The sequence below is a fragment of the Sulfurimonas sp. genome, from assembly GCF_014859695.1.
Classification (GTDB): Bacteria; Campylobacterota; Campylobacteria; order Campylobacterales; family Sulfurimonadaceae; genus Sulfurimonas.
The window spans coordinates 1-2,756 of record NZ_JACUTS010000140.1 but is presented as its reverse complement, the minus strand read 5'-3'; the positions used below and the strand labels follow the sequence as shown (position 1 = coordinate 2,756).

The 2,756-nt window shown below is 35.1% G+C and carries 4 protein-coding genes and 1 pseudogene; 1 reads left to right on the top strand and 4 read right to left on the bottom strand.

Annotated elements, in window-relative coordinates; all coding sequences use genetic code 11:
* The 3 genes and pseudogenes from IBX42_RS11960 to IBX42_RS11950 form a co-directional block, all read right to left on the bottom strand.
* Window positions 1–181: pseudogene (locus IBX42_RS11960) on the bottom strand (molybdopterin molybdenumtransferase MoeA); the annotation flags it as partial.
* A complete protein-coding gene (locus tag IBX42_RS11955; RefSeq protein WP_294933159.1) occupies window positions 178–615 on the bottom strand; it encodes a molybdenum cofactor biosynthesis protein MoaE in 438 nt (145 codons plus the stop codon). The gene IBX42_RS11955 and the pseudogene IBX42_RS11960, both read right to left, overlap by 4 nt.
* Window positions 616–618: 3 nt before the next feature.
* On the bottom strand, window positions 619–840 hold the full coding sequence (locus IBX42_RS11950) for a MoaD/ThiS family protein (protein WP_294929547.1): 222 nt from the start codon (window positions 838–840) through the stop codon (window positions 619–621).
* A 95-nt stretch (window positions 841–935) separates the two neighbouring features.
* Here IBX42_RS11950 and IBX42_RS11945 point away from each other — a divergent pair, with 95 nt between their 5' ends.
* The gene (locus IBX42_RS11945) at window positions 936–1,592 is read left to right on the top strand and encodes an MqnA/MqnD/SBP family protein (protein ID WP_294933158.1); all 657 of its coding nucleotides are present in this window, start codon (window positions 936–938) and stop codon (window positions 1,590–1,592) included.
* A gap of 294 nt (window positions 1,593–1,886) precedes the next feature.
* Here IBX42_RS11945 and IBX42_RS11940 read toward each other — a convergent pair whose 3' ends face one another.
* Window positions 1,887–2,423, bottom strand: a complete 537-nt coding sequence (locus IBX42_RS11940; protein ID WP_294933157.1) for a hypothetical protein — start codon at window positions 2,421–2,423, stop codon at window positions 1,887–1,889.
* Between the last annotated feature and the right edge of the window lie 333 nt (window positions 2,424–2,756).

The following is a 2,756-nucleotide window of genomic DNA, read 5'->3' as shown; positions in this document are numbered from 1 at the left end:
GCATAACGGCATAGCCATCCATTGAAGCGGTAGGAAACTGAGGGTCGTTAAACTCTGCGACGATATCTTGTGCCAAAACTCTTCCAAGAGATGAGCTAAGCGGCACATTTTGACTTCTTGATGCGTTTACATGTAATAAGTCAAGCATATTTTGACTTGTTTCATAGGATAGTAGGCTCATTTTAAAATTCCGCTCCCTTTAATTGCAGTTGAGCGATCAAGTGCATATACTCTTTTGCCGCCCTTTAAATCGTATTTCCAAATAGGAGCAGATGCTTTAAAATCCTCGACGAACTCATCTATAAACTCCAATGCCACACGTCTTTTTGGAGAGAAAACTGCAGCTATATATGAGGACTCATGAAGCATAACATCGCCTCTGGAGTGCGCCATTTTTATAACCGCACCTTTAGCTTCAGCCTTTTTCTGCCATGCCTCAAACCAAGAGTTTAAAATGGGTTCATAGATGTCAAAACTAAGCCCTTCTATATTATCTTCGCTTCTAACAGTTCCCACAAAAGGGATATATGCGCCGTAGTTGCTTTTTGCTTCCTGCTCGTACCACTCTTTTAATATTTCAGGAACGTCAAGAGCTCCGTCATAAAGGTAAAGCATATCTTACCCTCCACAAACTGGTGGAAGAAGAGCGACTCTGTCACCGTCTTTTAGCACAACGTCTCTGCTGCTGACGAGCGTATCATTTACGGCAACTGCAGAATTTTCAAGCCACTCTTTCATGGACTCATCCTCTTGGAGTATTTTTGCCAACTCGTTTAAGTTTGTTATCTCTAACTCCAAAGGCTCTTTTTGTATTGGACCTAAAAATTCCACTCGTACCATAAAGACTGCTCCCAAAACTATTTTTTTATGCTGCGATTATATCAAAATAAGCTAAGGCATGTATAATTTCAGACTTAATATTTATGGAGAGCGCTTTGGTTTTTGGCAAAATAGAGTATTTAAATCTTTTACCTTTTCATGTCTTTATGAAGCGTTTTACAAAAAGTTCTCAACAGAGCATGAGCATGCAGTACTACAGAGGTGTTCCTGCAAAAACAAACCAAAAATTTATCTCAAGAAAGGTAGATGCAGCCTTCATCTCAAGCATCAGAGCAAAAGGGCAAAAACATGTAAACCTTGGGATTGTCGCAAAAAAAGAGGTGCTCAGCGTTTTAGTTATCCCTCATGAGAAAGATGTGAGCGACACAGAGTCAGAGACCTCAAACGTGCTTGCAAAAATCTTAAACATTCAAGGCGAAGTTCTTATTGGCGACAAAGCTCTGCGATACTATCTGCAGAACAAACCGCATACGGATTTGGCAAAAACATGGAGTGAAAAATACAAACTCCCTTTTGTTTTCGCACTTTTATGCTACCACAAAGAAAAAACGCTTTATAAAAAAATTGAAAAAAATTTCCTAAAAAGAAGAGTAAAAATCCCAAGGTATATTTTGGATGAAGCATCTAAGAGAACAAAAGTATCCCATCATGATATTTTAAACTACCTAAAACATATATCGTACGATGTAGACAAAAAAGCAAAAAAAGGGCTTGATAAGTTTTATAAAGAGGCAAAAAAAGTTCAAAAATAGTTAATGCAAATAACAAAAGATAAGTTTTACGTCAAAATTGCACTTGATATTAGAATTGGTGATAGTTTAACATTTTTGGAACAATGAGTTTGAGATTTTCTTTGAAGTGTTGTATTTTAGAGGTTTAAAAGTAGATGGTGCGGATGAGAGGAAACGACCGCTACACATCAAAAAGTCTCACAACACCCTATTTTAGGGATTCTAACTATTTGTACAATAAAAAAAGTATCACAATGCACCACTTTTTGTATCACAATTATAGGATATTTTTTTAGTATTACAAATAGATACTACTTATTGAGCTTCAAATGACTCTATATTTACTAATAACTTTTTTTCATCATCTGTTGTTTGCACCGTATATATTAGGTCAAAAGGGTATGTGCCAATACTGTAACTAATGTTTGAAGAGGCTTGGCACTGAACTTTATTTATTTCTTTATCTTTACTAATTGTCACAATATCCTGAATCGCAATTTTTACAGAATTTATTTCACCCATCAATAATTTGTATTTTTTTGCAATTGCACTATCACCTTGCCCTTTTTGTATCTGTATTGCCATAAGTCCCATTCCGTCCATTTGGCCATTAAGTATCATATTTGTTACAAACTCATTATCTGTTGGTTCATTTTTTAATTCTCGCTTCCTGTCCATTAATAAAACATTATCAAAAACTACATTTTCTTGATTATCAAATATCAATTCTTTAACCAAAGATATAGCTTCATCATTATTGCATCGAACCTTCTCTTCAAAGCAACCTGTCAAAGAAACAGCAACTACTAAACTCATAACACCTATACGTGATTTTAAAATCAACCTTTTCATATTCAACCTTCTTCTTATTTAGCTATACATACTCAATAATATGACTTGCATAACTCATGAGTTATACTGATTTGAGCAACCGGCATATTATTCTTATCATAGTATTTTACATGTTGAGCAATTCCTTTTTCAAGGATATTTTTAAGTGGCTTGCAGGAAAGTGAAAGTTCCCCTTTTAACACTTCTTCTTCGAATTCTATAACAGTCGAGCCTTCTAATATATCCTCAGTTGTGTAGTTTATAAATTTTACATGATTTACAATACCGTTAGGACTCTCGCGACTTAATGAAAAATTTGGGTGCGTAAATAATCACTTTTTCTTATAACACACA

Coding starts and splice junctions, on each gene's coding strand:
- IBX42_RS11950 (WP_294929547.1), bottom strand. CDS start 840: ATGGTACGAGTGGAATTTTTAGGTCCAATACAAAAAGAGCCTTTGGAG.
- IBX42_RS11955 (WP_294933159.1), bottom strand. CDS start 615: ATGCTTTACCTTTATGACGGAGCTCTTGACGTTCCTGAAATATTAAAA.
- IBX42_RS11940 (WP_294933157.1), bottom strand. CDS start 2,423: ATGAAAAGGTTGATTTTAAAATCACGTATAGGTGTTATGAGTTTAGTA.